Annotated in this window: 2 protein-coding genes; both read left to right on the top strand. The window is 73.1% G+C overall.

Annotated elements, in window-relative coordinates; all coding sequences use genetic code 11:
- Positions 1-43: 43 nt before the first annotated feature.
- On the top strand, positions 44-1,261 hold the full coding sequence (gene aroA, locus AB0K09_RS33060; protein WP_366069087.1) for a 3-phosphoshikimate 1-carboxyvinyltransferase: 1,218 nt from the start codon (positions 44-46) through the stop codon (positions 1,259-1,261).
- Positions 1,258-1,903, top strand: a 646-nt coding sequence (gene aroC, locus AB0K09_RS33055) for a chorismate synthase (protein ID WP_366069086.1), incomplete at its 3' end; no start/stop codon positions are given. The genes aroA and aroC, both read left to right, overlap by 4 nt.

Below are 1,903 nucleotides of genomic sequence, written 5' to 3'. Positions count from 1 at the left end.
CGAACTGCGCGGCGGCCTTGCGGAAGGACGCGAAGTCGGTCGCCTGGTCCAGCGCGAAGACGGCGTCCATGGTCTTGCCCGGCATCAGGGCCGTCTGGTCAGCGACGACACCCTCGCCTTCCGCACCGCCCTGACCGACCTCGGCACACCCGTCGAGGCCGCGCCGGACGACGCGTCCTGGACGGTCACCGGCGCCGGGCGCGGCCCCACGGGCCCCGCCCGCGTCTGGTGCGCCGACGCCGGGACCGCCGCCCGCTTCCTGCCGCCCTTCGCGGCGACGGGACACGGGTCGTTCGTCTTCGACGGCTCCGACCAGCTGCGCGCCCGCCCCCTGCGGCCCCTGGCCGACGCGCTCGAGCGCCTGGGCACCGGCGTCCGCGCGGCCGAGGGCGGCGGCGTGCCGCTCCACCTGGAGGCGGCCGGACTCGACGGCGGCGCGATCGCCCTGGACTCCTCGCTGAGCAGCCAGTACCTCAGCGGGCTGCTCATGGCCGCGCCGCTGATGCGCGGCCCCCTCACCGTGGACGCCCGGGAGCTCGTCAGCCGCCCGTACATCGACATGACCCTCGCGCTCATGCGGCACTTCGGCGCCGACGTCCACGAGGACCCCGACGGCCGGATCGAGGTGCGGCCCGTCCCCTACACGGCCGCCGGCCTCGACATCGAACCCGACGCCTCCACCGCCTCGTACGTCTTCGCGGCTGCCGCCGTCACCGGACGCGCCGTCACCGTGCCCGGGCTCGGCACCGGCAGCCTCCAGGGCGACCTGCGGTTCGTCGAGACGCTGCGACTGGCCGGCGCGCGCGTGGAGGTGGGGGAGAACGCCACCACCGTCACCGGCACCGGCCCGCTGCGCGGCGGCTTCGACATCGACATGGGCGACATCTCGGACACATTCATGACGCTGGCCGCGATCGCCCCGCTCGCCGACGCGCCCATCACCATGCGCGGCATCGCCCACGCCCGGCGCAAGGAGTCCGACCGGATCTCCGCCGTGGCGGAGAACCTGCGGGCCTGCGGCATCAAGACCGAGGAGGGCCCGGACCGGCTCACGGTCCACCCGGGCACCCCGGCCCCGACGCGCATCGCGTGCCACCGGGACCACCGGATCGCCATGGCCTTCTCCGTCCTCGGGCTGCGCTTCCCCGGCACCCTCACCCTCGACGACCCGGACTGCGTCGGCAAGACCTTTCCCGGCTTCCACACGGAGCTGCGCCGGCTCTTCCCGGAACACACCATCGCCCCGAAGGAGTCCCGTTGAGCAGGTTGCGCTGGCTGACGGCCGGGGAGTCGCATGGTCCGGCCCTGGTGGCGACGCTGGAAGGTCTGCCTGCGGGCGTGCCGGTCACCACGGAGATGGTGGCGGACGCGCTGGCGCGGCGGCGGCTCGGTTACGGGCGTGGGGCGCGCATGAAGTTCGAGAGGGACGAGGTGACGTTCCTCGGGGGTGTGCGTCATGGGTTGTCGCTGGGTTCTCCGGTGGCGGTGATGGTGGGGAACACGGAGTGGCCGAAGTGGGAGAAGGTGATGGCGGCCGATCCGGTGGATGCGGAGGAGCTTGCCGCTCTGGCGCGTAATGCGCCGTTGACGCGTCCTCGTCCGGGTCATGCGGATCTGGCGGGGATGCAGAAGTACGGGTTCGGTGAGGCGCGTCCGGTGCTGGAGCGTGCGTCGGCGCGTGAGACGGCGGCTCGTGTGGCGCTGGGTGCGGTGGCGCGGTCGTTCCTGAAGGAGACGGCGGGGATCGAGATCGTCTCCCACGTTGTCGAGCTGGCCGCGGCCAGGGCGCCGTACGGGGTGTACCCGGGGCCTTCGGATGTGGAGCGGCTGGACGCGGATCCGGTGCGGTGTCTGGATGCGGATGCGAGCAAGGCGATGGTCGCGGAGATCGATCAGGCGCACA

This window comes from Streptomyces sp. NPDC049577 (assembly GCF_040675635.1).
Lineage (GTDB): Bacteria > Actinomycetota > Actinomycetes > Streptomycetales > Streptomycetaceae > Streptomyces.
Note: the sequence above shows the minus strand (reverse complement) of the source record. Positions and strands in the feature narration are given on the sequence as shown.